We start from the raw sequence: 26,586 nt of genomic DNA on the forward strand, positions 1-26,586 counted from the left end.
CGTAACGACGTGAGCCTTGCCGACAGCCGGCCGCGCCCTGCCGGTCCCGTACGGGGCCGGCCCCGCAGCGAGGCCGTGGAACGGGCCATCCTGGAGGGCGTGATGCAGCTCCTGGAGGAGGGCGTGCCCCTGGCCGAACTCTCCATGGAGCGCATCGCCCGCACCGCCGGGGTCGGCAAGGCCACCATCTACCGCCGCTGGAGCGGCAAGGACGAGCTGTTCATCGACGTCGTGCGTGCCGCCGAGCCGCCCGACCCCGAACTCCCCGGCACGTCCATGCGCGACGACCTGCTCGTCCTGCTGGAGAACCTGCGGCAGCGGGGGCTGGCCAGCCGGTCCTCGGCCCTCCTGCACAACGTCCACGCCCAGATGAAGAGCAGCCCGAGGCTCTGGGCGGCGTACCACGACAACGTGATAGCGCCCCGGCGTGCTCTCGTGCTCGACGTGCTGCGCCGGGGGCAGCGCAACGGCGAACTCCGGCCGGACGTCGACGTGGAACTCGCGAACGACCTGTTCGTCGGTCCGATCCTCGTCCGGTCCGTGCTGCGCCCCGACGCCGAGCTGCCCGAGGGGCTGGCCGAGCAGATCCTCGACACCGTCCTGGCCGGCCTACGACCCGTCAGCTCTCCGCCCGCGGGGCACTAATGTGCGCGTTCTGTCACAGACCACGCCGGTCCCGGCGGTAACCGGAACTCCCGGGCCCGCCCTGTTCGTCCTCGTCTTCCGTACGGCCGTCACGGGACGGCGGGAACGGAGCCGATCATCCCCTAGGGTCGGAAGAGCACGGGGGGACGAACGGTGTGCACGGCAGGCAGTGAGGCAGACGGTATGGCGCAGCAGGCGTACATGACGGAGACGGCGAGCGGCGACTCGGGACCCGGGCGACCGGGATCGCGGCTTCGGCGCCTCGCGCACCGCCTGTTCGCCGGCTGGCGCGGTGATCCAGGCATCTGGCGCCGCGGCATCGTCCTCGCCGTACTGGCCCTGCTCCTCGCCCTGGTGATGCTGGTGCACTCGCACATCCCCAACGTCGTGGGCAATCTGGGCAGTCTGACCGAGACGTTCCTGCCCTGGCTGGGCCTGGCCATCCCGGTACTGCTCGGCATCGGCGTGCTGCGCAGGTCGGCGACCGCCCTCATCGCCGTGGTGCTGCCCGCGATCGTGTGGCTGAACCTCTTCGGCGGGCTGCTCACCGACAAGTCGGCGGGGGGCACCGGTCTGATGGTGGCCACGCACAACGTCAACGCCGACAACCCGGACCCGGCCGCGACCGCCCGGGACGTGGCCGCCTCGGGTGCCGGCGTGCTGGCCCTGGAGGAACTGCCCGCCTCCTCCGTCCCCGTGTACGAGAAGGCGCTCGCGTCGACGTACAAGTACCACGCGGTGGTCGGCACGGTCGGCCTGTGGAGCAAGTACCCGATGACCGGCGTCGAGGCCGTCGACATCAAGCTCGGCTGGAAGCGGGCGATGCGCGCCACGGTCGCCACGCCCCAGGGCCCGCTCGCGGTCTACGTCGCCCATCTGCCGTCCGTGCGCGTGAAGATGGAGGCCGGGTTCACCGCCCGGCAGCGGGACAAGAGCGCCGACGCGCTCGGCGAGGCCATCGCCGACGAGTCCGTGCGGCGGGTCGTCCTGCTCGGCGATCTGAACGGCACGATGAACGACCGCTCGCTCAACGCCGTCACCTCGCAGCTGCGTTCCACGCAGGGCGCGGCCGGCAGCGGCTTCGGGTTCAGCTGGCCGGCGTCGTTCCCGATGGCGCGGATCGACCAGATCATGGTCAAGGGCGTCGAGCCGGAGAGTTCCTGGACGCTGCCGCGCACCAACAGTGATCACCTGCCGGTGGCGGCCCGCGTGAAGATGTGACCCGTTCCACAGCCGTGGACGTGAAGGTGCTCACACCCGCAACCAGGGCGCAACCCGCTGGAATACTGGACCTGAGAGAGTTTGTTCCGTACGGGAACATAGGCTGACATCCGTACGGCACCACTCTCCGAAAGGTCCTTCATGCCCCTGGCCCTGCTCGCCCTCGCCGTCGGCGCCTTCGGCATCGGTACGACCGAGTTCGTGATGATGGGGCTCCTCCCCGACGTCGCGGACGACCTGCACATCTCGATCCCCGCCGCCGGGCATCTGGTCTCGTCGTACGCGCTCGGCGTCGTCATCGGTGCCCCGCTGCTGGCCGCCCTGACGGCCCGCATGTCCCGGCGCACGGTCCTCATCGCCCTGATGGTCCTCTTCGTCGCCGGCAACGCGCTCTCCGCGCTCGCCCCCGGCAGCGGCTCCCTGCTGGCCGCCCGCTTCCTCAGCGGCCTGCCGCACGGCGCCTTCTTCGGCGTGGGCGCCGTCGTCGCCACCGCGATGGTCCCGCCGGAGCGCAAGGCCCGCTCGGTGTCCCTCATGTTCCTCGGCCTGACCGTCGCCAACATCGCGGGCGTCCCCGCCGCCACACTCATGGGCCAGCACTTCGGCTGGCGCGCGACCTTCCTGGCCGTGAGCGTGATCGGCCTGGCCGCGATCGCCTCGCTGGCGCTCCTCGTCCCGCGCGACGGGGAGCACGCGGCCGCGTCGGCCGGCCTGCGCGGCGAACTGGCCGCCCTGCGGTCCCTGCCGGTCTGGCTGGCCCTCGGCACCACGGTGGCGGGCTTCGGCGCGCTCTTCGCGGCGTACAGCTACGTCACGCCGATGCTGACGGACACGGCCGGCTTCGCCGCGACGAACGTGACCCTGCTCCTGGCCCTGTTCGGCGTCGGCGCCACGGCCGGCAACCTGCTCGGCGGCCGCCTCGCGGACCACTCCCTGCGCGGCACCCTCTACGGCGGCCTGGCCTCCCTGACGGTGGTGCTGGCGCTCTTCCCCCTGCTCATGCGCGCGCAGTGGAGTGCGGCCCTCGCGGTGGCCCTGCTCGGCACGGCGGCCTTCATCACCGGCTCCCCGCTCCAGCTGATGGTCATGGAGAAGGCAGCGGCGGCCCCCTCCCTCGCCTCCTCCGCCAACCAGGCGGCCTTCAACCTGGCCAACGCCGGCGGCGCCTGGATCGGCGGCCTGAGCCTCGCGGCGGGCCTCGGCACGACGTCCCCGGCACTCGCGGGCGCCGCCCTGGCCGTCCTGGGCCTGGGCGTGGCGAGCGTGGCGTACGCGGTGGACCGGCGCCGGGAGACTCCGTCGACGGGCCGGGTGGTCACCTCCCACGTGCCGGAGGAGTCGGGGGCGCTGCACCACTGACGCGGGCGCTCAAGTCCCGCCCGGCGCAATGACGGCTCAGGGGATGCGGATACTGCCGACAAGGTCGGGATGCATCCGGGCAGGAACGCCCAGTTCGCACCAGACCGTCTTGCGGTCCGGGTACCGGTCCACGCCCCACCGCTCGGCGAGCGCGTCCAGGAGAACCAGCCCCCGGCCGGACTCCGCCGCCTCCGTGGCGGACAGCAGGACGGGCAGCGCGCGTGGCGCGGGGTCGGTCACCTCCACGCGGGTGCGGTCGGGAGCCGTCGTACCGATGATCCGGACGGTCACCGGTGTTCCCTCGCGGTGAAGCGCTCTGGTTCAAGAGCAGCTACAGCAACGGTGATGGCGGGGAGTGCGTCGAAGTGGCGCACGACTTCCCCGGCGCCGCCCTCTGGCGCAAGTCGAGCTACAGCAACGGGACCGGCGGCGATTGCGTCGAAGTCGCCGACAACATCCCCGGCCTCATCCCCGGCCGCGGCTCCAAGGTCCCCCACGGCCCGGTCCTCCTCCTCACCCCCACCGCCTGGACACCCTTCATCACCTCGCTCAAGTAGCGGCAACGCAAAGGGGCGTGGGGCCCCCGGCACCCCACGCCCCTCAGCCGGTCCGCTGGATCAGCGGCGCCGGAACGACTGCACGTAGCCGCCTGCCGGCGAGCCCACGCCCGTCACGTCGTCGTAGCCCTTCACCGCGGACAGGGAGCTGTCCTTGCCGAGGCTGCGGACCGAGGTCAGCAGGCCGCCGGCGGCGTCGTGGCCGTTGGCGAAGTCCACGCGGACGACCGCCAGGCCGGAGCCCGTCGGGTTGTCCGTGACGTCGTGGAAGACGCCCTTCTTGCCGTGCTTGGCGTAGATCGCCGGGTTGGCGAAGCCGAGCGCCTTGCCGCCGCGCGCCTCCTGGGCGAGGGCCTGGACCGCCGCGATGACCGGAGCGGCGAGCGAGGTGCCGCCGATGCGGTACTCGCTGTACTTCTCCGAGCCGTCCGGGAAGGTCTGGGTCTGGCCGACCAGGAAGCCGGTGTTCGGGTCGGCGATGGCCGCGATGTCCGGGACGACGCGGTTGCCGGCGGCGTTGTTGGCCTTGGCGAGCGAGTCCGGGACCACGCCCTTCTGGTAGTACGGTTCGGCGACCGTTTTGCTGGTGCCGCCGCCCGCGCCCGAGGTGAACGCGCCGGGGAAGCCCTCCCAGGTCTTGCCGTCGGCCGACAGCGAGGCCTTCTCGGTGCCCCAGCCGGTCTCCCACAGGTACTTGTCGCCCTTGCCGACGGCCAGCGAGGTGCCGCCGACGGCGGTCACCCACGCCGAGTTGGCCGGGGTGTCGACCTGCTTGACCCCGGTGTTGGCGACCTGGTCGCCGTCGTCACCGGAGGAGAAGTAGAAGCCGATGCCCTGCACCGCGCCCAGCTGGAAGACCTGGTCGTAGGCGGCCGCGAGGTCCGGCGTCTGGTTGCCCTCGACGTCGCCCCAGGAGTTGGAGACGATGTCGGCCAGGTGGTTGTCGACGATCTTGCCGAGCGAGTCCAGCAGGTCGTCGTCGTAGCAGGAGGCCGCGCCGACGTAGGTGACGTCGGCGGCCGGTGCGACCGCGTGCACGGCCTCGACGTCGAGGGTCTCCTCGCCGTACCAGCCGGCCGCGCCGCACTCCTCGGTCTTCGTGTAGTTCTTCGGCAGCACCTGGTGCAGCTGGCCGGTCTTCCAGGCCGCGTCACCGTTCTTCAGCGCGTACTTGCCCGCGTCGTAGGCGATGGTCGGCGAGGCGTAGGCGTCCGTGATGGCGATGCGGACGTGCTTGCCGGTGTAGGTGCCGGCGCCGTAGGCGGCGCGCAGCTGCTTGCCGGTGTAGCCCTTGACCGCGTACGGGATCTTGTGGCCGTACGCGTCCGGCAGCGTGCTCGCGACGTTCGAGCCGTAGTACGACGAGAACGGCCCGGAGTTCTTGAACACGGCGTCCGGCGGCGGCAGCTGGTCGTCGTGGCTCGCCTTGTGCGGGGCGTTGTCCAGGCCGGTGACGGTCAGGACGGCGCCCTTCAGGCCGGCCGGGACCGAAGCCGTCCGCGCGGGGGCACGGTACGTCTTCGCGCCCTTGGCGAAGTTGTGCAGCTGGGTGCCGAACGCCTTCTCGGCGGCGGCCACGTCACCGGAGACGGCGACGTAGTGCGGGGTGACCTCGGTGACGGTCAGACCGGCCGACTTCAGCCAGGACCTGACCGCGGCCACCTGGGCCTTGGTGGCCCCGAAACGGGCCTGCGTCTTCTTGGCGCTCAGGTACTTGCCGTACAGCGGTGAACCGGGGTCGGACACGGCCTTGGCGTAGGCGGCCAGTCCGGCCGCGTCCTTGCCGGCGAGATAGACCCGGGCCTTGACCTGGGCGCTGTCCGAGGTCGCGCCCTTGTCCGCCTTGGCCGTGGCCCAGGCCGGCTTGCTGCCCTTCAGTGCGTCACGGGCGGGGCTGTCCGCAGCGTGTGCCGCGGGTATGCCCAGCGCCAGCGCGCCGGCGATCATGGGCAGTGTCGCTGCCATGCTCACACCGGCGCGCACCTTGGCGCGGTTGGATCTCATAGAACCCCCTGCGATGCGGTTCGCATGCATGTAGTGGCTGGAACATCGCGGTTCCGCGCGCCGGCCCGCGGCGGTGTCGGCCGGCGAATGGATCACACGATGGGGGCCACTCTGGCGATGAACCGTTCATGCCAGGGGAACGTGGGGGTCAAGAGAAGCTCAAGGACCCTTCACCCGGGGGGATTTGGGCCTTTCATCCCTACGGCGGTGTTACGGACGGGCCTGTGCGCCCCGTGCCTCGAGCATGTCGGCCATCAACCGGATCTCCGACTCCTGGGCGTCGACCATGCCCTGCGCGAGCCTCTTCTCCACGCCCACGGAGCACTTGGCGACACAGCCCTCGGCCATGTGGATGCCGCCCTTGTGATGGTCCGTCATGAGCTGCAGATAGAAGATCTCGGCCTGCTTCCCGCTCAGTGACTGGAGCTTCTTCAGGTCGGTGTTGGTCGCCATCCCCGGCATCAGCGCGCCGTCCTTGCCGGCGGGCATGTCGCCCATGCCCATCCAGGTCATCGGCGGCTCGGCCGACACCTTCGGCAGCCCCCACAGGTCCAGCCAGCCCAGCAGCATGCCGCGCTGGTTGGCCTGGGTCTGCGCGATGTCGTACGCGAGCCGCCGCACCTCCTCGTTCTTCGTGCGGTCCCGCACGATGTACGACATCTCGACGGCCTGCTGATGATGGACGGCCATGTCCCGCGCGAACCCGGCGTCGGCCGACTCCGCGCCCGGCGTCTTCGTGCTTGGTCCGCCCGTGTCCTCGGCGACCGCGTACGTGACCGCGCCGGCCGCGACGAGCACCGCCGCCGCGGCCCCGGCGGCCCAGCCGACGTGCTGCCGCCTCACTTCATGACCCCGCCGGTGCACGAGGCGCCCGGCTCGGGCGTCTGCCGGCCCTGGACGTAGGCGGCGAAGAACTTGTCCACCTGCGGATCCTTCGCGCTCTTCACGGCCACCTGGTGACCCCAGGCCGACAGGACCAGCGGGGCTTCCTGGTTCTCGTACGGGCTCATCAGCGAGTACGGGGTCTTCTTCACCTTCGCCGCGAGCGCGTCGATGTCGGCCTTCTGCGCCTTGCCGGTGTACGTCACCCAGACCGCGCCGTGCTCCAGGGAGTGCACCGCGTTCTCGTCCGCCACCGCGTCGGTGTAGACGTCGCCGTTGCAGTTCAGCCAGACCGGGTTGTGGTTGCCGCCGACCGGCGGGTGCATCGGGTACGACACCTTGGTCGTCACATGCGTCCGGGACAGCTTGCCCGACCAGGTCTTCACCCCGTCCTTGCCGTTGGTGAAGTGCCCGGAGTCCCCGGAGCCCTTCTCATCGCCGCTCGGGGCCGAGTCGTTCGTGCCGCTGTCGCTCTGCGACCTCACCAGGACCACACCGCCGACGACGAGACCGGCGACGACCACCGCACTGGCGGCGACGGTGAACACCCGGTTGCGGCGCTCGCGCGCACGCTCCGTACGCCGCATCTCCTCTATGCGCGCCTTGCGCGCCGCGGTGCTGCTGTTCTGGCCGGAACCCATGAGGCGTGTCCTTCTCGGGAGACGTGCGTGGACGGTGGGCCCGCTGATCGTAGTGCGCGCGAGGCGCCGGTCCGTAGAGAGGGCACGCCGAACCGATAATTTGAACCGCGGATGCGCATTACCTACCCTCGTGGTATGCGGTTGCTGCGCTCCACCGACCTGGCTCTGCGGGTCCTCATGCGGCTCGCCGTCGCCGATGGGACCAGCCCCACCACCCGTCAGGTCGCGGCGGACATGGACGTGCCGTACACGCATGCCGCGAAGGTGGTGGCGGAACTCCAGCACCTGGGCCTGGTCGACGCCCGCCGCGGCCGGGGCGGCGGACTGACCCTCACCGGACGCGGCCGTACGGCGTCCGTCGGCGCGGTCGTCCGCACCTTCGAGGGCGACGGCGACGTGGTCGACTGCGAGGGCACGACCCCCTGCCCGCTGAACTCCGGCTGCCGGCTGCGCGGCGCCCTGCGCCGGGCCCAGGAGGCCTTCTTCGCGGCGCTGGATCCGGTCACGGTGGCCGACATCGTCGCCGACCCGACCGGCCCGCTGCTGCTGGGCATCTCCCGGGGTCCGGCCGGAACCGGCTGAACCCCGTGGCCGGAAACAGCTGTTGATCATCAGGGATGCCTGGTGAAGGCTGGCCCCCGACTCGACACGACAACGGGGGTTCGTCATGAAGGTCCTGATCTCCGGCGCGAGTGTCGCCGGTCCCGCCCTCGCCTGGTTCCTGCACCGCGACGGCCACGACGTCACCGTCGTGGAACGCGCACCGGCACTGCGGGACAGCGGCTACGCCGTCGACTTCCGGGGCGCGGCCTTCGAGGTGCTCCAGGAACTGGGAATCCTGGAGGAGGTGCGCGGGCACGCCACCGGGATGCGCGGCACCGACCTGCTGGACGCCGGCGGCAACCGCGCCGGCGAGCTGCCCGCCGAGGTCTTCGCCGGCGAACTGGAAGTGCCCAAGCGCGAGCTGACCCGCATCCTGCACGAGCGCACGCGGGACGGGGTGCGCTACGTCTTCGACGACTCGGTCGACGCGATCGAGCAGGGCCCCGACGGCGTCCGGGTCGGCTTCGAACGCACCGCACCGGACACCTTCGACCTGGTCGTCGGCGCCGACGGCATCTACTCCGTGGTACGCCGCCTGGTCTTCGCCCCGCACGCGGAGGCCGTCCGGCACCTCGGTCTGTCCGGGGCCGGCTTCAGCGCGCCTAACCACCTCGGCCTGGACCACCGCGGCGTGCTGCAGCAGTCGCCCGGCCGGACGGTCTACGCGTTCAGCGCGGCCGACACCGGCCGGATGTCCGTCAGCCTCTCCTTCGCCAGTGACTCCGCACGGCTGGACCTGCTGGACCGCACCGAGCAGGAACGGATCGTCCGCGAACGGATGGCCGGCGCCGGCTGGATCGTGCCCCGGCTGCTCGACGACATGACCGCCGCCGGCGACTTCTACTTCTCCTCGGCCTGCCAGGTCCACCTCGACCGTTGGTCCGAGGGCCGGGTGGTCCTCGTGGGCGACGCCGGCTACTGCGCCGCCCCCACCTCGGGCATGGGCACCTCGCAGGCACTGATCGCCGCCCACACCCTCGCCCGGCACCTCGCCGGGTCCGGCGCCGACCACGCCAAGGCCTTCGCCGGCTACGAGGAGGAACTGCGCCCGTACGTGGCCGCGAACCAGGAGGCCGGCCGCGAGGGCGCCCTCCGCTTCGGCGCCTGAGACCCGCTCGCCGAGGCGCCGGAGAGACCTTCCGGTCTCACGGCCGCCCGTGCCGGATCTGGAACTGCCCGGCCTCGGCGTGCGGATCGTCAGCCTGCTGAGCCTGCGCCGCCCGAGGGCGCCTGCTGAGCCTGCGCCCCCCGAGGGTCGCCTGCTGAGTCTGCGCCGCCCGAGGGTGCCTGCTGAGCCGCCGCCGCCCGGGACCGGCCGCCTAGGCCTGTGCCAGCCACAGGTCCGGTCCGAACACCTCGTAGTGGATGTCGGCCGGGACCACGCCCTTCTCGATCAGCTGGGCGCGCAGGGCGCGCATGAAGGGCAGCGGGCCGCACAGGTACGCGCGCGTGCCGGGCCGTACGGTGACGCCGGACAGGTCGACCAGGCCGGTCCGGGCGTCCGGCCCCGCGTCGCGCTCGTAGAAGAAGTGCACGGACGCCTCCGGCAGCTTCGCGGCGTACGCGCTGTGGTCGGCGCGCAGGGCGTGGTGAGCGGGGGAGCGGTCGCCGTGCACGACGGTGACCGGGGCGCGGTGGCCGTCGGCCGCCAGTCCGGCCAGCATCGCGATCATCGGGGTCACGCCGATGCCCGCCGAGGCGAGCAGCACAGGCGTGTCGGGTCCGCCGGCCAGGACGAGGTCGCCGTACGGCTCGGACAGCTCCAGGACGTCACCGGGCCGCACGCGCGCGTGGAGGTGGTTCGAGACCTCGCCGTCCGGCGCGCCACCGCCGTGCACGCGCTTGACGCTGATCCGGCGCACCGCCTCTCCCGGGGCCCCGGACAGGCTGTACTGCCGTATCTGCCGGGCACCGTCGGGCAGCTCCACGCGGACGGAGACGTACTGGCCCGCCCGGAAGTCCCGCACCGGGCCGCCGTCGGCTGCCCGCAGCAGGAAGGTGACCACGTCCGGGGTCTCCTCGACGCGCTCCACGACCTCGAAATCCCTGAAGCCCGGCGCGCCGCTCTCCTCGTACAGCCGCTTCTCCACGGCGACGAGTGCGTGGGCCATCAGCCAGTACACCTCGTCCCAGGCGGCGGCCACCTCGGGCGTGACGGCCTCGCCGAGGACCTCCGCGATGGCGGCGAAGAGGTGTGTGTGGACGACCTCGTACTGCTCGGGCGCCACCCCGAGGGAGGCGTGCTTGTGGGCGATGCGGGCCAGCATCGAGTCCGGCCGCTGTTCCGGGTGGTCCAGCAGATGGCCGGCGAACGCGGCGATCGATCCGGCCAGGGCCTGCTTCTGGGCGCCCGAGGCCTGGTTGCCGCGGTTGAAGAGGTTCCGCAGCAGGTCGGGACGGGCGGCGAACAGACGGGTGTAGAAGCGCTCGGTGATCTCGCCGATGGCCGCGCCGACGGCGGGGAGGGTGGCACGGACGGTGGCTGCGGACTGCTCGGTCAGCATCGGGACTCCTCGGAGGACTCGGCTGACCGGCACGTTATGAAAATTTGCATTTCAGATACAAATTTAAGCGGCGTGGTGTCGGTCACCCGGCGAAGCGGACCGGGCATTACGGATGCCGGCGCGAGCAGGCAAGATGGGTCGAGAGCGCAGTACATCTGCCGTATGGGAGGCGTTCAGGGCGCGGACGCTCGGGCGATCAAGGTCTGCAACGCGCGTGAAATGGTGTTGTGGTGGGATGCTCAGGTGCCCGACCGCCTCCCGTGATACGGGGGACAGGCGGCCTGACCAGCAAGGATGGGGAAGCGGAAGATGGACAAGCAGCAGGAGTTCGTGCTCCGGACCTTGGAGGAGCGCGACATCCGGTTCGTACGGCTGTGGTTCACGGACGTGCTGGGCTTCCTCAAGTCCGTGGCCGTGGCCCCTGCCGAGCTGGAGCAGGCCTTCGACGAGGGCATCGGCTTCGACGGGTCCGCCATCGAGGGCTTCGCCCGGGTCTACGAGTCCGACATGATCGCCAAGCCGGACCCCTCCACCTTCCAGGTCCTGCCTTGGCGCGCGGAGACCCCCGGCACGGCTCGCATGTTCTGCGACATCCTCATGCCGGACGGCTCCCCGTCCTTCGCGGACCCGCGCTACGTGCTCAAGCGCGCCCTCGCCCGCACCTCCGACCTCGGCTTCACCTTCTACACCCACCCGGAGATCGAGTTCTTCCTGCTGAAGGACCGCCCGCTGGACGGTACCCGCCCCACCCCGGCCGACAACTCGGGCTACTTCGACCACACCCCCACCAACGTCGGCATGGACTTCCGCCGCCAGGCGATCACCATGCTGGAGTCGATGGGCATCTCGGTCGAGTTCTCCCACCACGAGGGCGCGCCCGGCCAGCAGGAGATCGACCTGCGCTACGCCGACGCCCTCTCGACGGCCGACAACATCATGACCTTCCGCCTGGTCATGAAGCAGGTTGCGTTGGAGCAGGGCGTACAGGCGACGTTCATGCCCAAGCCGTTCTCGGAGCACCCGGGCAGTGGCATGCACACGCACCTGTCCCTCTTCGAGGGCGACCGCAACGCCTTCTACGAGTCCGGCGCCGAGTACCAGCTGTCCAAGGTGGGCCGCTCCTTCATCGCCGGCCTGCTCAAGCACGCGGCGGAGATCTCCGCGGTCACCAACCAGTGGGTCAACTCCTACAAGCGCATCTGGGGCGGCTCCGAGCGCACGGCCGGCGCGGGCGGCGAGGCCCCGTCCTACATCTGCTGGGGCCACAACAACCGCAGTGCCCTCGTACGGGTCCCCATGTACAAGCCCGGCAAGACCGGCTCCGCCCGCGTCGAGGTCCGCTCCATCGACTCCGGCGCGAACCCGTACCTGGCCTACGCCGTCCTCCTGGCCGCCGGCCTCAAGGGCATCGAGGAGGGCTACGAACTCCCGCCGGGCGCCGAGGACGACGTGTGGGCCCTGTCCAACGCCGAGCGCCGCGCGATGGGCATCGACCCCCTGCCCCAGAACCTCGGCGAGGCCCTGACCCTCATGGAGAACAGCGACCTGGTCGCCGAAACCCTCGGCGAGCACGTCTTCGACTTCTTCCTGCGCAACAAGAAGTCGGAGTGGGAGGAGTACCGCTCCGAGGTCACGGCCTTCGAGCTGCGGAAGAACCTGCCGGTGCTGTAGGGGCAGGTCAAGGCGGGTCTCCGCCGAACGATTTCCTGGGGCCGACGGTCACTGACCGCCGGCCCGCCGGGGCTCGTCGCTGGGCCGCATCAGGCCTGCTGCCCGGTGATGTTGACCATCCACGGGATGCCGAACCTGTCGGTGCACATGCCGAACACGTCGCCCCACATCTGCTTCTCCAGGGGAACGGCCACCGTGCCGCCGTCGGACAGCTTGTTCCAGTAGCCGCGCAGTTCGTCCGCGTCGTCGCCGCTCAGGCTCACCGCGATGTTGTTCCCGGGGTTGTGTTCCATGCCGGGCGGATTGTCGGAGCCCATCAGGGTGAATCCGCTGGTGGTCTCGAGCATGCCGTGCATGATCTTGTCGCTGTGTCCGGGCGGGACCTCGGACATAGAGTCGCCATAGGTGTGGACGTCCAGGTTGCCGCCGAAGACCTCCTTGTAGAACTCCAGGGCCTGCTTCGCCTCACCGGAGAAGCTGATGTACGGGTTGAGGCGAGAGGGCATGCTCGTTCCTTTCGTGGCGAATCGTCACTTCCGGCAGCCTATGCCCGCCCGTGTCCGACACGGGTGATCCGAACGCCGTGGTCGCTCCCCGTCGGCGGGTGGGTGCGGCCCCTGTCCGCGCCGAGGGCAGCGGATGGCGCGCCGTCGCCCCGGCGCGGATGCTTCGGTTCGCCGTTCCGCCGCCCCTAGCATGCGCCCGTGGCACCCCTCCTGGCCGTATGCGCCGGCTACTTCATGGTCATCCTGGACGTCACGATCATCAACGTCGCCGTGCCCGTGGTGGGCCGGGAACTGGCGGCCTCGCTCACCGGGATCCAGTGGATCACGGACGGGTACACCCTCGTCTTCGCCGGGTTGCTGATGACCGGTGGGGCGCTGGGGGACCGGCTGGGCAACCGGCGGGTCTTCTGCGCCGGCGTCGGGGTGTTCACGGTGGCCTCGGCGGCCTGTGCCCTCGCGCCGAATGCCGGCTTCCTCGTCGTGGCCCGCCTGGCCGAAGGGCTGGGCGCGGCGCTGATCGTCCCCGGCTCGCTCGCCCTGCTCCAGGAGGCCTACCCCGAGCCGGCGGCGCGCTCGCGGGCCTTCGGGCTGTGGGGGTCGATGGCCGGCATCGCGGCCTCCGCCGGGCCCCTGCTGGGCGGCCTGCTGGTGTCGACCGTGGGCTGGCGGTGGGTCTTCCTCATCAACCTGCCCGTCGGAGTGGTCTGCCTGGTGCTGACGCTGCGCTGCGTAGCGCTCTCGCCGCGGCGCGCCGACCGGGCCCTGGACTGGCCGGCGCAGTGCGCCGTCGTCGCGGCGGTGGCCCTGCTGACCGCCGCGCTGAACGAGGCCGGCCGGCGCGGCTGGTCCGACTCCGCCGTGGTCGCGGGGCTGGCCCTGGCCGTCCTGGCCGTGGTGGCGTTCGCGGTGCGAGAGCGGCTCGCCCGCCGTCCCGCGCTCCCGCTGCGCCTGCTGCGCTCCCGCTCGACGAGCGGCGGGGCCGCCATCGGCCTGCTCTTCAACTTCGGCTTCTACGGCATGGTGTTCACCGCCAGCCTCTACTTCCAGCACCAGCGCGGCTTCAGCGCGCTCAGGACCGGGCTGGCGCTGTTCCCGGCGGTGGCGATGACCATGTTCGCCTCGGTCCTGTCCGGACGGCTGAGCCGCCGCACCGGTGACCGCCCGCTCGTGGTCTGCGGCATGCTCCTGGGCGCCCTCGGCCTGGGCGGCTGGGCGGTGGCCGGATCCGACCCGGCGTACGTGCTGCTCGTGGGCCCGATGATGGCCACCGGCTTCGGCACGTCCTTCGCACTCACCGGCTCGACCGCCACCGTGATGGGCGCCGTACCCCCGTCGTACGCGGGTACCGCCTCCGCACTGTTCAACACCACCCGCCAGATCGGCAGCGCCACGGGCGTGGCCCTCGGCGGCAGCCTGCTGGCGACCAGCACCGATTACGGCGCCGGCCTGCGCGTCAGCATGACCGTCGGCGCCCTCGCCTACCTGACCGCGGCCGTCCTCGCGTGGCGGTGCGTGCCGGGCAGGGCGCACGACCCCGTGGAGCACACCGGCGGACGGTGACCGGAACACCGCACCGCACCAGGCCCCCACCGTCACTCCGGGCGCAGCACCTCGATCTCGTAGTCCCCGCTCTCCTCGTCGATCGTCACCCCATGCGTCTCGCTGCGGAAACCCGGGAAGCGGCGGTCGAACGTCTCGAGCGCGGTGAGGTAGCGCAGAAGGGGGCCGTCGGGGGTGCCGGTGGACTCGCCCGGCATGAGGACCGGGATGCCGGGTGGTGTCACCGTGACCATCGCCGCCGCCACCCGGTTCGCCGCGCCGGCGATGCGGACGCGTTCCGTGCCGCCCCGCACCAGCCGCTGGTAGCAGTGCTGGGGCGGGAAGACCGGCTCCGGGAGCTGCTGGAACGCGGTGTCCAGCAGGTCCACCAGACGGGCCGAGCGCAGCTGTTCGTGCATCTGGTGGCACAGTTCCCGCACGGTGAGGCCGGAGTAGCGGCGCGGGTGCGCGGCGACCGCCGCGGGCAGGACGCGCTCGAGCGGGGCGTCGGCGTCGTACAGGGCCTTGAAGTCCATCAGGGCGTCCAGCAGCGTGCCCCACTTGCCCTTGGTGATGCCCATGGAGAAGAGGATGAGCGCGGTGTAGCTGTCGGTCTTCTCGACCACGATGTTCCGGGTGGCCAGATACGCCGTCAGGACCCGTGCCGGGATACCCTCCTCGGTCATCTCGCCGGTGGCGTCGATGCCCGGGCAGGTCAGCGTGACCTTGACCGGATCCAGCATGCAGTGGCCCTCGGTCAGGCCGGGGAAGCCGTGCCAGGCGGCGCCCGGTTCCAGCAGCCAGCAGGACTGCCGGGTGCGCAGCAGCTCCGGCGGGACCTCGTCGAAGGGGAGCCGCTGACCCGTCGCGGGGTCGGTGACCTCTTCCGGCTGCCAGACGCCGAAGAACCACGGCGGGCGGTCCCCGGCGCTCGCTACCCGCCGCCGCAGCCGGACCATCTCCTGACGGAAGCGGACCGCCTCGGTCACCGCCTCGTCCACCAGCCACTCGCCCTGCGGACCGTCCATCATCGCCGTAGCCACGTCCAGCGACGCGATCATCGGGTACAGGGGGGACGTGGTGCCGTGCATCATCAGGACCTCGTTGAAACGGCCGTGCTCGACCGGTGCCCGGGGCGCGGGCCGCACGTGCACCATCGCGGACTGGGACAGCGCGGCCAGCAGCTTGTGCGTGGACTGGGTCGCGAAGACCGTCGGCCGGTCCGGGCCGGGGAAGGCCTCCGCGTCCACCGACATGCCGTACCGGCCCGCGTACAGCGGATGGAAGCGGGCGTACGCGAACCACGCCTCGTCGAAGTGCACCCGGGGCGTGCTGGCCGCGAGGGCCCGGGCGGCCGGTACGGCGTCGTAACTCAGGCCGTCGTAGGTGGAGTTGGTGAACACCGCGTACTGGGGGTCCGGCGACACGACCCCCTCCGCCAGCGGGTGCGCGGCGATCCGGGCCGCGATCGAGTCCGCCGCCAGCTCGGCCGGGGGCAGCGGGCCGGCGAGTCCGTAGCCGTTGCGGGTCGGTACCAGATAGACCGGTCGTGCGCCGGAGACCACCAGGCCGTGGAGCACCGACTTGTGGCAGTTGCGGTCCACCAGGGCCAGTTCGTCACGGGTGACGCTGAAGTGGCCCACCAGCCGGTTGCAGGTGGAGTCGCCGTGCAGCACGAAGTAGGTGAGATCGGAGCCGAACACGCGGGCCGCGTTGCGCTCCGCGTCCCCGATCGGCCCGGTGTGCTCGAACAGCGAGCCCAGCTCTTCCACCGAGATCGACAGGTCGCTGCGCAGCAGCCGTTCGCCGAAGTAGTCGTGGAAGGCGCGGCCCGCGGCCGACTTGAGGAAGGCGACGCCACCGGAGTGGGCGGGGGTGTGCCAGGAGTACTCGTGGGCGTCGTCGAACCGGCGCAGCGCCCGGAAGAACGGCGGCAGCACGTCCTCCCGGTAGCCGCGGGCGGCGGTGGTGATCCGGCCGGCGATGAACCCGGGGGTGTCCTCCAGCGGCCACACGTACCCGACGACCGTCTCCGACACCCACAGCGGCAGCTCCCGTACGCCCTCGTCGGCCATGACCAGGAACACCGGAAGATCCCGGAATCGCCGGCCGATCCGGCGCAGTACCGCGGCCCCGCCAGTGTGCCCCTCCGCCGCCCCGGCCTGCCGGGGCGGCACGGCGAGCGCGGCCCCGGGCCCGTCGCCGGCGGGCCGCACCCGCAGCCCGTCGCCGGCGGGCAGGTCCCAGGCGACCAGGGCCGCCGCCAGGCCGGCCTCCGTCCGCAGCACCGCGTCCGCGTCCTGCGCGGTGACCGCCCAGCGCACCTCGAAGCCGTCCGCCTCCACCGCGTCTCGGATCTTCCGCAGCTGTTCGGCCCCGGCGCCCTCGGCGCGCGGATGCTGCGGTACGGCGACCAGGATCCTGCTGTCGGCCATCGTGTACCCCGCCTTCCCCGGCGGCCGTCCGGCCGCCGCCCCGGAGAGTCTGCGGGCCGGCCCACCGGCGCGCCCGGCACGCACGACGCCAAACCACCGGGACGACGGAAAACCCCGGCCACCGCGTTGACCCGCGGTCGGACTGTCCGAGCCACGCCGTCGACCCGCGGCCGGACTGTCCGAGCCACGCCGTCGACCCGCGGCCGGGCTATCCGGGGTACGCCGGTGACACGGCGGCCGGGCTGATCCGCCGTGGCTGCCCCGAGCCGTCCGCCGGGACCTCGTACAGATCGGCGCCGTAGTCCCCCGGCAGCGCGTACACGACCGTGTGCGCGTCCCGCCACACCGCCTGGTCGTCCACGCTGCGCGGCTCGGCGAGCGGGGTCTCGTGCATCGTCCGCAGGTCCAGGACGTACAGACGCCACGGGGCGTCCTCGGGAAGCCCCGCGACCCGCTTCTTGTACGCGACCCGCGTACCGTCCGGCGACAGGGACGGGCACTCCACGTTCGCGTGCAGGGTGGTGACCGTACGGCTGCGCAGGTCGCCGCGGACCAGGTAGGTCCGCCCCTGCGTGGCCAGAGTCGCATAGAAGGTGCGGTCGTCGGAGGCGAACGTCACGCCCCAGAAGTTGACGTCCGCCGCCCGGTACGGGTGCCCGTCCTTGACGATCCGGAAGGCCTCCAGCGACGGGACGAGGGCACCGCTGCGGGTGTCCACGATCGCCGCGCGCGTGGAGAAGTCCGTCCCGGCGTACGAGTCGCCGCCCACGAACACCGTCCAGGCCGCGAAGTGCCCGGTGGGGGAGACCCGGGCCCGGGACGGGATGCCCGGGACGTCGTAGCGGTCGACGGTCCGCAGCCGGGCGTCCAGGACCAGCGCCCGGTAGGTGTCCGAGACCGGCCCGTGCACGGCCTGCAGGCACACTCCGGTGCCCGAGGCGGCGTGGAACCGCAGGCACTTGACCCCGGCGGCGGTGCGCGGCCCGGACGGGTCGCTCGCCGGGACACTCGTCAGTTCGTCGCGGTGCGGCCCCCACGCCATGTTCCGGAACACCAGCCGCCCGGACCCGCTCAGCGTCACCGTCCCCGCTGTGACCCGAGGGCCGCCCGCCTGCGTCTGGTTGCGCCGGTCCGCCCGCGCGGAGGCGTGCAGCACCGAGGCCAGCCCGACCGCCGCCAGCACGGCGACGGCCGCGACCAGGATCAGCACCCGGTTGCGTACGGTCATGCGGTCACCGCCCCCTTCGTCCCCTCGGTCCCTCTCGGCCGCAGGGTCAGGGAGAACGCGGCACACCCGGCCAGCGCCACCACCGCCCCCGCCAGCGCCGCACGGTCGCCCCACACCGTCCAGGCCGCGCCGAACAGCAGCGAGCAGGCGAACCGCGTCAGCGCCTGCCCGGTCTGTACGACGGCCAGTCCCGACGAGCGCAGCGCCTCCGGCACGCTGTCCGAGGCGGCGGCCATCAGCACGCCGTCGGTGGCCGCGTAGAAGGCGCCGTGCAGGGCGAGCACCACGTACGGCAGTCCCGTGCCGTGCCACGAGGTGAGCAGCAGCGCGTACACCACGAGCAGGGCGCCGTGACCGGCCAGGAAGACCGTCCAGCGACCCACCCGGTCCGCGAGCCGGCCCAGCGGCACGGCCAGCAGCAGGAACGCTGCCGCCGTGCCCAGGGGCAGCAGTGCGAACCAGCGGTCGGGCACCCCGAGGCGGCGCTGGAGCAGCAGGTAGACGAAGGAGTCGCTGACCGTGGCGAGACCGAGCAGCAGCGCACAGACGGTGATCCGGCGCAGATCACGGCCGCGCAGCAGCCCTACCGCACCGCGCAGCGTCGGCCGCTGCGCCGCGACCGCCGTACCCCGCCCGCCCGGCACGAAGAGCACGAGCACCAGGACGCCCAGCACGGCCACGCAGAAGCTGACGGTGAACACCGCGTCGTACCCGTCCACGGTGGCTCGCAGGATGAGGAACGCCGCCACGGGCCCGAGCAGGGCACCGGCCGTGTCCATGGCCCGGTGCACCCCGAAGGCCCGCCCGCGTGTCTCCGGTGTGCTGGACAGCGAGATCAGCGCGTCGCGCGGAGCCGTCCGCAGCCCTTTCCCCGTCCGGTCGGCGGCGAGCACGACCCCGATCGGGGTCAGCGAATGGGCCACCAGCAACAGTGGTTTGCACACGGCCGAGATGCCGTATCCGAGCCCGGCCACCCACTTGTGCCGGCCGCCGCCACGGTCGGCGAGGTGCCCGCCCACGAGCCGTACGAGCGCCGAGAACCCGTTGTAGACGCCGTCCAGCACGCCGAAACCCAGCGGGGACAGGCCGAGCCCCGTCACCAGGTACAGCGGCAGCACCGCCGTCACCATCTCCGACGACACGTCGGTGACCAGACTCACCGTCCCCAGCGCCAGTACCGTCGGCGCGACCGCGGCACGGCGCCGCCCGGCGTGAGACCGGACGGCACCGTGAGCGGACGTACGCGCGCGGCTGTCCGCGACGTACACGTCAGGACGCCCAGATGCCGGTGATGTCCTTGGCGGAGGCCGCGTTGCCCGCGTGCGTGGTCAGGCCCTGGGTGTCCTCCAGGGTGCGCAGCAGGTCGTAGTGGTTGTACGTGGCCGAGGAGCTGGACCCGGCGGTGACGGGCTGCCCGTAGAACACCGTCGGGATCCGGTTCCCGCTCAGCCGGTTGTCCTCGTCGAAGGTGACGACGAGCAGACTGTTGTGCGTCTTGGCCCAAGTCGCGTACGCGCCCAGGTTGTTCTTCAGCCAGGTGTCACCGGTGGACACCGAGCAGTCGTGCATGTCGCTGCACAGGTTCGGCACCACGAACGACACGTGCGGCAGCGTCGAGTAGTCCGTCGGGAACTGCGCGAAGGTCTTCGCGCTCGACGTCGGCACATTGCTGAACCCGAACCACGGGTTGTGCTTCCGCGCGTACTTGCCGCTGCTGCACGTCGTGGACCCCTGACTCGGCAGCGTCTCGTTGTAACTGGCCCAGCTGCGCCCGGCGGCGATCAGCTCGGACGCGAGGTTGCGCGCGGACGAGAAGCCGGGGGTGTAGCAGCTGTCGTCGGTGATGCCCTGCGTCGAACCGGAGAACATCGCGAAGTAGTTCGGCTGGCTCGGGTGGGTCTCGGCGTACGACTGGGTGAGATTGGCGCCCCCGGACTTCAGCGAGTTGATGTACGGCGCGCTGGAGGATCCGATGACCTGGCTGTAGGCATGGTTCTCGAAGACCACGACGACGACGTGGTCCGGGCTGGGCACGGCGCCCGCGGCGTGCGCGGACCCCTCACCGACCCCGGTCCAGACTCCGACGGCGGCCGCGGCGAGGGCCGCCGCGGCCGCCACGACGGTACGGGCACGGCGGTACACGGAACTGCCGGACACATCAACCTCCGGGTGGGAATGGACGGTTGGCGGTGCGGACAGAGCATGCGCACACCAATATTCCCGCGGCCCACGGCGGCCAACCTCACGGGTGAAGACCGGATGAACGGCGGGTACCCCCGCCCGTATGGCGGACATCCTCATCGGCACCTGCGGCTGGACCGACCCGGCACTGATCAGGAGCGGCTGGTACCCACCCGGCCACAAGGACCCCGGGAAACGCCTGCGCCACTACACGACCCGCTTCCCCCTGGTGGAGGCGGACTCCCCCTACTACGCCCTCCCGACCCCCCGCACCACCGCCCTCTGGGCGGACCGCACACCCCCCGGCTTCCGCTTCGACGTCAAGGCGTTCTCCCTCCTCACCGGCCACCCCACCCGCCCGTCCGCCCTCCCCGCGGACCTGCGCGGCCACCCCCGGAACGAGGCCTTGCTGAACGAGGTCTGGACCCGCTGCGCCGAAGCGCTCGCCCCCCTCCGCGACGCCGGCCGCCTGGGCACCCTCCTCTTCCAGTACCCGCCCTCCCTCACCCCCGGCCCGGAGGCCGAGTCCTTCATCCGCACGGCCCGGGAACGCGCCCACGCCTGGCCGTTCGCCGTCGAGTTCCGCAACGCCGCCTGGTGGCACCCCGACCGGGCCGACCGCACGGCCGCGTTCCTCGCGGACCTGAGCGCCACGGCGGTGGCCGTCGACACCGCCCAGGGCCTGCCGACGTCCATGCCCGGGAACGCGCCGGTCACCACCGGGCACCTCTCGGTGGTCCGCTTCCACGGCCGCAGCCCGCACTGGGGCGCGGGCAGCAAGGAGGACCGCTTCCGCCACACCTACACCGAGCCGGAACTCAGGGAGTGGCTGCCGCGCATCCGGGCCTTCGCGGCGGCCACGGACGAGGTCCACATCCTCTTCAACAACTGCTGCGGCGACGCGGCACCGAGGGCGGCCGAAACGATGCGGGCCCTGTTGGGCAGCCCGGTCCCGCACCAGGGGCCGGGCGAGCGGGAGGCCAGCGGGGCAGCAGCCCGACCGGACTGACGGGAGGCTGACGCGGCCCCGCCGCGAAACAAAGCACAGGCGCAACCGCAACCACGACAGACCCGCACCGACAGGCCGCGACGGACCGCACCCGACAGGCGACGACGGACCCGCACCCGACAAGCCGGGACGGACCCGCACCGGACAAGCCGCGACGGACCCGCACCGGACAAGCGGCGACGGACCCGCACCGGACAACGCAACCAGACCCCGCACCCGACAAGCCGGGACGGACCCGCACCCGACAAGCCGGGACGGACCGCACCGGACAAGCGGCGACGGACCCGCACCGGACAACGCAACCAGACCCCGCACCCGGCAGACCACGACGGACCCGCACCCGACAGGCCACGACAGGCCCGCACCCGGCAACGCACCCAGCCCCCCCACCCCGGCACCGCCCCGAAGCCCCCGCGGCCCACTCCGGCTAGGCTCTGGCCAGGACGACAGCCGACCCGACGGGAGGCCACGGAGATGACGCCGGGGCGCAGGAGCAGTACCTTCACCCGCCTGCTGCGACACGGCTTCACCGACCCCTCCGCAGCCGAGCGCCTCCTCGACGCCCCCGAGCTGGCCCCCGTCCGCGACGACCCGTTCCTCCTGGAGGCCCTGGGCGCCACGGCCGACCCGGACCTGGCGCTGCAGGGTCTCGTCCGCCTCCTGGAGTCCCAGCACGGTCCCACCGCCCACCGCGAACTGCTGGACACCCTCATCGCGGCCAAGCCCCTGCGCGACCGCCTCCTGGGCATCCTCGGCGCCTCTGCCGCCCTCGCCGACCACCTCGCCCGCCACCCCACCGACTGGCAGGCCCTGGTCACGTACGAGCCGCAGGACCTCCACCCGGGCGTCACGGAGTTCGAACGCGGCCTGGCCGAGGCCACCGATCCGGTCTCTCTCCGGGTGGCCTACCGCCGCTGCCTGCTCTCCATCGCCGCCCGGGACGTCTGCGGCACCACGGACGTCGCGGAGACCGCCGCGGAACTCGCCGACCTGGCCACCGCCACCCTCCGCACGGCCCTGGCCCTCGCCCAGCGCTCGGCGCCGGAGGACGCCGCCGCCTGCCGCCTCGCGGTGATCGCGATGGGCAAGTGCGGCGGCCACGAGCTGAACTACGTCTCCGACGTGGACGTGATCTTCGTGGCGGAGCCGGCCGAGGGCACCACCGAACCACAGGCGCTGAAGTCCGCGACCAAACTCGCCTCCCACCTGATGCGGCTCTGCTCCGAGACGACCGTCGAGGGCTCCATCTGGCCGGTCGACGCCAACCTCCGCCCCGAGGGCCGCAACGGCCCCCTCGTGCGCACCCTCAGCAGCCACCTCGCCTACTACCAACGCTGGGCGAAGACCTGGGAGTTCCAGGCCCTCCTCAAGGCCCGCCCGGTGGCCGGCGACGCGGATCTCGGCCGGGCGTACATCGACGCCCTCGAACCCCTGGTCTGGAAGGCCGCCGAACGCGAGAACTTCGTGGCGGACGTCCAGAAGATGCGCCGGCGCGTGGTCGAGAACATCCCCGCCGCCGAGATCGACCGAGAACTCAAGCTCGGGCCCGGCGGCCTCCGGGACGTCGAGTTCGCCGTACAGCTCCTCCAGCTGGTGCACGGCCGCACCGATGCCGGCCTGCGCAGCGGCACCACCCTGGACGCCCTCCAGGCCCTGGCCGCCGGCGGCTACGTCGGCCGGGAGGACGCCGCCCGGCTGGACGAGGCGTACCGCTTCCTGCGCTCGATGGAGCACCGGATCCAGCTCTACCGGCTGCGCCGCACCCACCTCGTCCCGGAGGCGGAGGCGGACCAGCGCCGCCTGGGCCGCTCCCTGGGGCTGCGCACCGACCCGGTGTCCGCACTGAACCGGGAGTGGAAGCGGCACTCCGGCGTCGTACGGCGGCTGCACGAGAAGCTGTTCTACCGCCCGCTGCTCGACGCGGTGGCCCAACTCGGCCCGGGCGAGGCCCGGCTGAGCGCGGCGGCGGCCCGCGAACGTCTGGAGGCGCTCGGCTACGCCGACCCGGCCGCCGCCCTGCGCCACCTGGAGGCGCTGGCCTCCGGCGTGACCCGCAAGGCGGCGATCCAGCGCACCCTCCTCCCGGTCCTCCTCGGCTGGTTCGCCGACTCGGCCGACCCGGACGCCGGCCTGCTGAACTTCCGCAAGGTCTCCGATGCGCTCGGCAAGACACCCTGGTACCTCAGACTCCTGCGGGACGAGGGCGCGGCGGCCGAGAACCTGGCCCGCGTCCTGTCGGCGGGCCGTCTCGCCCCCGACCTGCTGATGCGCGCCCCCGAGGCGGTCGCCCTGCTCGGCGACGGCACCGGCGCCGGCCCGGTGGCCCTCGGCGGCGGCCTGGCCCCCCGCGACCGCGGACAGCTGGAGCAGGAGATCCTCGCCGCGGTACGCCGGGCCGAGAACGCCGAGCAGGGCGTCACGGCGGCCCGTGGCGTCCGCCGCCGGGAGCTGTTCCGGACCGCCGCCGCCGACATCGTCGGCTCCTACGGCACCGAGACCAGCCCCGCCGAGGCCGACCAGGGCGCCCTGGTGGACCGGGTCGGCGCGGCCGTCTCCGACCTCACCAAGGCCACCCTCGCCGGCACCCTGCGCGCGGTCGTCCGCGACGGCTGGGGCGACACCCTGCCCACCCGGTTCGCGATCATCGGAATGGGACGCTTCGGCGGCCACGAGCTGGGCTACGGCTCCGATGCCGACGTGCTGTTCGTGCACGAGCCGCAGGACGGCGTGGACGAGCACGAGGCGGCCGCCGCCGCGAACAAGGTGGTCGCCGAGATGCGCCGCCTGCTGCAGCTGCCCAGCGCCGACCCGCCGCTGCTCATCGACGCCGACCTGCGCCCGGAGGGCAAGTCGGGGCCGCTGGTGCGCACCCTGAAGTCGTACGAGGCGTACTACCGGCGCTGGTCCCTGGTCTGGGAGTCCCAGGCGCTGCTGCGGGCCGAGCCGGTGGCCGGCGACGAGGACCTGGGCCGGCGTTTCATCGAGCTGATCGACCCCCTGCGCCACCCGGCGAACGGTCTCACCGATGCCTCCGTGCGCGAGATCCGCCGGCTGAAGGCGCGGATGGAGTCCGAGCGGCTGCCGCGGGGCGCCGACCCCAAGCTGCACACCAAGCTCGGCCCCGGCGGCCTGTCCGACGTCGAGTGGACCGTGCAGCTGCTCCAGCTACGGCACGGCCACCACCTGCCCGGCCTGCGCACCACCCGTACCCGCCAGGCCCTGGCCGCGGCCCGCGAGGCCGGGCTGCTGTCCGCCGAGGAGGCGGAGACCCTGGACGAGGCCTGGGTGCTGGCCACCCGGGTGCGCAACGCGGTCATGCTGGTCCGTGGCCGGGCCGGGGACACCTTCCCGACCGAGCCGCGCGAGCTGGCCGCCGTCGGCCGCTACCTGGGCCATGGCGCCGGGCACGCCGGGGACATGCTGGACGAGTACCGCCGCACCACCCGCCGGGCGCGCACGGTGATGGAGGAGCTGTTCTACGCCGACTGACGGGCCGCGCAGCCGCGCGCGACCAAGGACCGGCGTGCTGCCCTGCCCACCGGCCGACGTGCCCCGGCCGGCGCGCTACGCGGACTGGACGGACGGGGCCGGCTCGCCCGCGGGCGCCGGTACCCGCCGCGGCAGCAGGTACGGCAGGTCGCCGTACCACAGCCGGGCCACCGCGAAGCCGAAGCCCAGGCAGAGGAGACCGCCCACCGCGTCCAGCCAGAAGTGGTTGGCCGTGGCGACGATCACCACCAGGGTCGCCACCGGATACAGCAGGCCCAGCACCCGCACCCACGGCACCGACGCCAGCGCGAAGATCGTCAGCCCGCACCACAGCGACCAACCGATGTGCATCGACGGCATCGCCGCGTACTGGTTGGACATGTGCTTGAGGTCGCCGGAGGCCATCGAGCCCCAGGTGTGGTGCACCATCACGGTGTCCACGAAGTGCCCGCCGTGCATGAGCCGGGGCGGTGCGAGCGGGAACAGGTAGTAGCCGACGAGGGCCACGCCCGTGGTGGCGAACAGCGTCAGCCGGGTCGCCGCGTACCGGCCGGGATGCCACCGGTACAGCCACACCAGCACCCCGAGCGTGATGACGAAGTGCAGTGTGGCGTAGTAGTAGTTCATGCCCACGATCAGCCAATTCACCGAGTTCACGGCGTGATTGACCGACTGCTCGACGGCGATGTCCAGCTGGTGCTCGACGCGCCAGATCCAGTCCGCGTTGCGCAGGGCCGCGCCCCGCTGCTCGGGGACGGCGTTGCGGATCAGTGAGTACGTCCAGTAACTCACCGCGATCAGAAGGATCTCGAACCACAGGCGGGGCCGCCGCGGACGCCGTAGCCGGTCCAGCGGACCCCGTCGGTCCTCGCCCGTGACGGTCCGTGGAACGGCCACCTCCTCGCGACCTTCCTGCTGTGTCACGGTCGAGTCACTCATAGGCACAGAGTCTGCCAGAAAAGGCTTCCTCGACCGATCATCCCCTGGTCGGGTCCGCAGCGCACGTTCTACGACGTACGGAGGACATGCGGGGCCGATGCGGTTGAACCGCGCACCACCAGCTCCGGCATGAAGACGAACTCGCTGTGCGGTGCCGGTGTCCCGCCGATCTCCTCCAGCAGCGTGCGCACCGCGGCCTGTCCCATCGCCGGGACCGGCTTGCGGACCGTCGTCAGCGGCGGATCGGTGAAGGCGATCAGCGGGGAGTCGTCGAACCCGACCACCGACACGTCCCGGGGCACCTCCAGGCCGCGCTGCCGGGCCGCCCGTATCGCACCCAGCGCCATCATGTCGCTGGCGCAGACCACGGCCGTGCAGTCCCGGTCGATCAGTGCCGTCGCCGCCGCCTGACCGCCCTCCAGGGTGTACAGCGAGTGCTGGACCAGATCGGCCTCGACGCTCTCCGCGGCGAGCCCCAACTGGTCCTGCATCGCCCGGACGAAACCCTCGATCTTGCGCTGTACCGGCACGAACCGCTTCGGCCCGAGCGCCAGCCCGATCCGGGTGTGCCCGAGCGAGACCAGATGCGTCACGGCGAGCGTCATGGCCGCCCGGTCGTCGGGGGAGATGAACGGCGCCTGCACCTTCGGCGAGAACCCGTCCACCAGCACGAACGGCACGCCCTGAGCCCGCAGCCGCTCGTAGCGCTGCATGTCGGCGGTGGTGTCCGCGTGCAGCCCGGAGACGTAGATGATCCCGGCGACCCCGCGGTCCACGAGCATCTCGGTCAGCTCGTCCTCGGTCGACCCGCCCGGGGTCTGGGTCGCGAGCACCGGTGTGTAGCCCTGGCGGGTCAGTGCCTGGCCGATGACCTGGGCCAGGGCCGGGAATATCGGGTTCTCCAGCTCCGGCGTGATCAGGCCCACCAGGCCCTCGCTGCGCTGGCGCAGCCGCACCGGACGCTCGTAGCCGAGCACGTCCAGCGCGGCGAGCACGGACTGGCGGGTGGCGGCGGCGACGCCCGGCTTTCCGTTGAGGACCCGGCTGACAGTCGCTTCGCTCACCCCCGCCTGCGCAGCGATGTCAGCAAGCCGTGTGGTCACGGCACTGGACTGTACCGGTCGTATCTGCCCTTGCACACCGGCCGGACGCCGGGCGCGGGAGACCGCACGG

General features: G+C 72.1%; 21 protein-coding genes and 1 pseudogene. 10 read left to right on the plus strand and 12 right to left on the minus strand.

Going from position 1 to position 26,586, the window contains the following annotated elements:
- Positions 1–9 precede the first annotated feature (9 nt).
- The 3 genes from ACZ4SF_RS04320 (at position 10) to ACZ4SF_RS04330 (ending at position 3,225) form a co-directional block, all read left to right on the plus strand.
- Entirely contained in the window at positions 10–645 is a 636-nt protein-coding gene (locus ACZ4SF_RS04320; RefSeq protein WP_468377988.1) for a TetR/AcrR family transcriptional regulator, read from the plus strand.
- 183 nt (positions 646–828) lie between these two features.
- Positions 829–1,866, plus strand: a complete 1,038-nt coding sequence (locus ACZ4SF_RS04325) for an endonuclease/exonuclease/phosphatase family protein (protein WP_468377990.1) — start codon at positions 829–831, stop codon at positions 1,864–1,866.
- 141 nt (positions 1,867–2,007) lie between these two features.
- Positions 2,008–3,225 carry an MFS transporter gene (locus tag ACZ4SF_RS04330; RefSeq protein ID WP_468377992.1) on the plus strand — a complete coding sequence of 406 codons (1,218 nt, stop codon included), beginning with the start codon at positions 2,008–2,010 and terminating at the stop codon, positions 3,223–3,225.
- 36 nt (positions 3,226–3,261) lie between these two features.
- Here ACZ4SF_RS04330 and ACZ4SF_RS04335 read toward each other — a convergent pair.
- A pseudogene (locus ACZ4SF_RS04335) lies at positions 3,262–3,528 on the minus strand (ATP-binding protein); the annotation flags it as partial.
- Between ACZ4SF_RS04335 and ACZ4SF_RS04340 the strand changes: the two are divergent.
- On the plus strand, positions 3,519–3,782 hold the full coding sequence (locus tag ACZ4SF_RS04340; protein WP_468377995.1) for a DUF397 domain-containing protein: 264 nt from the start codon (positions 3,519–3,521) through the stop codon (positions 3,780–3,782). The pseudogene ACZ4SF_RS04335 and the gene ACZ4SF_RS04340 sit on opposite strands and share 10 nt — an antisense overlap.
- A gap of 60 nt (positions 3,783–3,842) precedes the next feature.
- Here ACZ4SF_RS04340 and ACZ4SF_RS04345 read toward each other — a convergent pair whose 3' ends face one another.
- The 3 genes from ACZ4SF_RS04345 to ACZ4SF_RS04355 form a co-directional block, all read right to left on the minus strand.
- On the minus strand, positions 3,843–5,786 hold the full coding sequence (locus ACZ4SF_RS04345; RefSeq protein ID WP_468377998.1) for a S53 family peptidase: 1,944 nt from the start codon (positions 5,784–5,786) through the stop codon (positions 3,843–3,845).
- Positions 5,787–5,996: 210 nt separating this feature from the next.
- Positions 5,997–6,629: a DUF305 domain-containing protein gene (locus ACZ4SF_RS04350; protein WP_468378001.1), complete on the minus strand. Its 633-nt coding sequence runs from the start codon at positions 6,627–6,629 to the stop codon at positions 5,997–5,999.
- Entirely contained in the window at positions 6,626–7,309 is a 684-nt protein-coding gene (locus ACZ4SF_RS04355) for a DUF3105 domain-containing protein (protein WP_468378004.1), read from the minus strand. The genes ACZ4SF_RS04350 and ACZ4SF_RS04355 overlap by 4 nt, the downstream gene beginning before the upstream one ends.
- A 135-nt stretch (positions 7,310–7,444) precedes the next feature.
- Between ACZ4SF_RS04355 and ACZ4SF_RS04360 the strand changes: the two genes are divergently transcribed.
- Together ACZ4SF_RS04360 and ACZ4SF_RS04365 are read left to right on the plus strand one after the other, a co-directional pair.
- Positions 7,445–7,891: an Rrf2 family transcriptional regulator gene (locus ACZ4SF_RS04360; protein ID WP_468378007.1), complete on the plus strand. Its 447-nt coding sequence runs from the start codon at positions 7,445–7,447 to the stop codon at positions 7,889–7,891.
- Between the two features lie 85 nt (positions 7,892–7,976).
- Positions 7,977–9,020, plus strand: a complete 1,044-nt coding sequence (locus ACZ4SF_RS04365; RefSeq protein WP_468378010.1) for an FAD-dependent monooxygenase — start codon at positions 7,977–7,979, stop codon at positions 9,018–9,020.
- A gap of 211 nt (positions 9,021–9,231) precedes the next feature.
- On the opposite strand, the gene ACZ4SF_RS04370 is transcribed toward ACZ4SF_RS04365, so the two are convergent.
- Positions 9,232–10,416: a globin domain-containing protein gene (locus ACZ4SF_RS04370; protein WP_468378013.1), complete on the minus strand. Its 1,185-nt coding sequence runs from the start codon at positions 10,414–10,416 to the stop codon at positions 9,232–9,234.
- 309 nt (positions 10,417–10,725) lie between these two features.
- Here ACZ4SF_RS04370 and ACZ4SF_RS04375 point away from each other — a divergent pair, with 309 nt between their 5' ends.
- Positions 10,726–12,087 carry a glutamine synthetase family protein gene (locus tag ACZ4SF_RS04375; RefSeq protein WP_468378015.1) on the plus strand — a complete coding sequence of 454 codons (1,362 nt, stop codon included), beginning with the start codon at positions 10,726–10,728 and terminating at the stop codon, positions 12,085–12,087.
- Positions 12,088–12,176: 89 nt separating this feature from the next.
- Here ACZ4SF_RS04375 and ACZ4SF_RS04380 read toward each other — a convergent pair whose 3' ends face one another.
- Positions 12,177–12,593, minus strand: a complete 417-nt coding sequence (locus tag ACZ4SF_RS04380; RefSeq protein WP_468378018.1) for a VOC family protein — start codon at positions 12,591–12,593, stop codon at positions 12,177–12,179.
- Positions 12,594–12,791: 198 nt separating this feature from the next.
- Between ACZ4SF_RS04380 and ACZ4SF_RS04385 the strand changes: the two genes are divergently transcribed.
- Complete coding sequence (locus ACZ4SF_RS04385; RefSeq protein ID WP_468378021.1) at positions 12,792–14,153, plus strand: MFS transporter; 1,362 nt, start codon at positions 12,792–12,794, stop codon at positions 14,151–14,153.
- Positions 14,154–14,185: 32 nt separating this feature from the next.
- Here the strand turns inward: ACZ4SF_RS04385 and ACZ4SF_RS04390 are convergent, their stop codons facing one another.
- The 4 genes from ACZ4SF_RS04390 to ACZ4SF_RS04405 form a co-directional block, all read right to left on the minus strand.
- Positions 14,186–16,567: an Orn/Lys/Arg family decarboxylase gene (locus tag ACZ4SF_RS04390; RefSeq protein WP_468378024.1), complete on the minus strand. Its 2,382-nt coding sequence runs from the start codon at positions 16,565–16,567 to the stop codon at positions 14,186–14,188.
- A gap of 208 nt (positions 16,568–16,775) precedes the next feature.
- The gene (locus ACZ4SF_RS04395) at positions 16,776–17,795 is read right to left on the minus strand and encodes a TolB family protein (protein WP_468378028.1); all 1,020 of its coding nucleotides are present in this window, start codon (positions 17,793–17,795) and stop codon (positions 16,776–16,778) included.
- Positions 17,792–19,063: an MFS transporter gene (locus ACZ4SF_RS04400; protein ID WP_468378029.1), complete on the minus strand. Its 1,272-nt coding sequence runs from the start codon at positions 19,061–19,063 to the stop codon at positions 17,792–17,794. Before ACZ4SF_RS04400 ends, ACZ4SF_RS04395 begins: the two co-directional genes overlap by 4 nt.
- A gap of 1 nt (position 19,064) precedes the next feature.
- The gene (locus ACZ4SF_RS04405; protein WP_468378032.1) at positions 19,065–19,952 is read right to left on the minus strand and encodes an alkaline phosphatase family protein; all 888 of its coding nucleotides are present in this window, start codon (positions 19,950–19,952) and stop codon (positions 19,065–19,067) included.
- Between the two features lie 127 nt (positions 19,953–20,079).
- On the opposite strand from ACZ4SF_RS04405, the gene ACZ4SF_RS04410 reads away from it, so the two are divergent.
- Together ACZ4SF_RS04410 and ACZ4SF_RS04415 are read left to right on the plus strand one after the other, a co-directional pair.
- Complete coding sequence (locus ACZ4SF_RS04410) at positions 20,080–20,985, plus strand: DUF72 domain-containing protein (RefSeq protein WP_468378035.1); 906 nt, start codon at positions 20,080–20,082, stop codon at positions 20,983–20,985.
- A gap of 474 nt (positions 20,986–21,459) precedes the next feature.
- Positions 21,460–24,474, plus strand: coding sequence for a bifunctional [glutamine synthetase] adenylyltransferase/[glutamine synthetase]-adenylyl-L-tyrosine phosphorylase (locus ACZ4SF_RS04415; protein ID WP_468378037.1), 3,015 nt, complete (start codon positions 21,460–21,462; stop codon positions 24,472–24,474).
- A 75-nt stretch (positions 24,475–24,549) separates the two neighbouring features.
- Here the strand turns inward: ACZ4SF_RS04415 and ACZ4SF_RS04420 are convergent, their stop codons facing one another.
- Together ACZ4SF_RS04420 and ACZ4SF_RS04425 are read right to left on the minus strand one after the other, a co-directional pair.
- Entirely contained in the window at positions 24,550–25,413 is an 864-nt protein-coding gene (locus ACZ4SF_RS04420; RefSeq protein WP_468378040.1) for a phosphatase PAP2 family protein, read from the minus strand.
- A gap of 68 nt (positions 25,414–25,481) precedes the next feature.
- The gene (locus ACZ4SF_RS04425; protein WP_468378042.1) at positions 25,482–26,516 is read right to left on the minus strand and encodes a LacI family DNA-binding transcriptional regulator; all 1,035 of its coding nucleotides are present in this window, start codon (positions 26,514–26,516) and stop codon (positions 25,482–25,484) included.
- Between the last annotated feature and the right edge of the window lie 70 nt (positions 26,517–26,586).

The sequence above is a fragment of the Streptomyces sp. NPDC027663 genome (assembly GCF_055566415.1).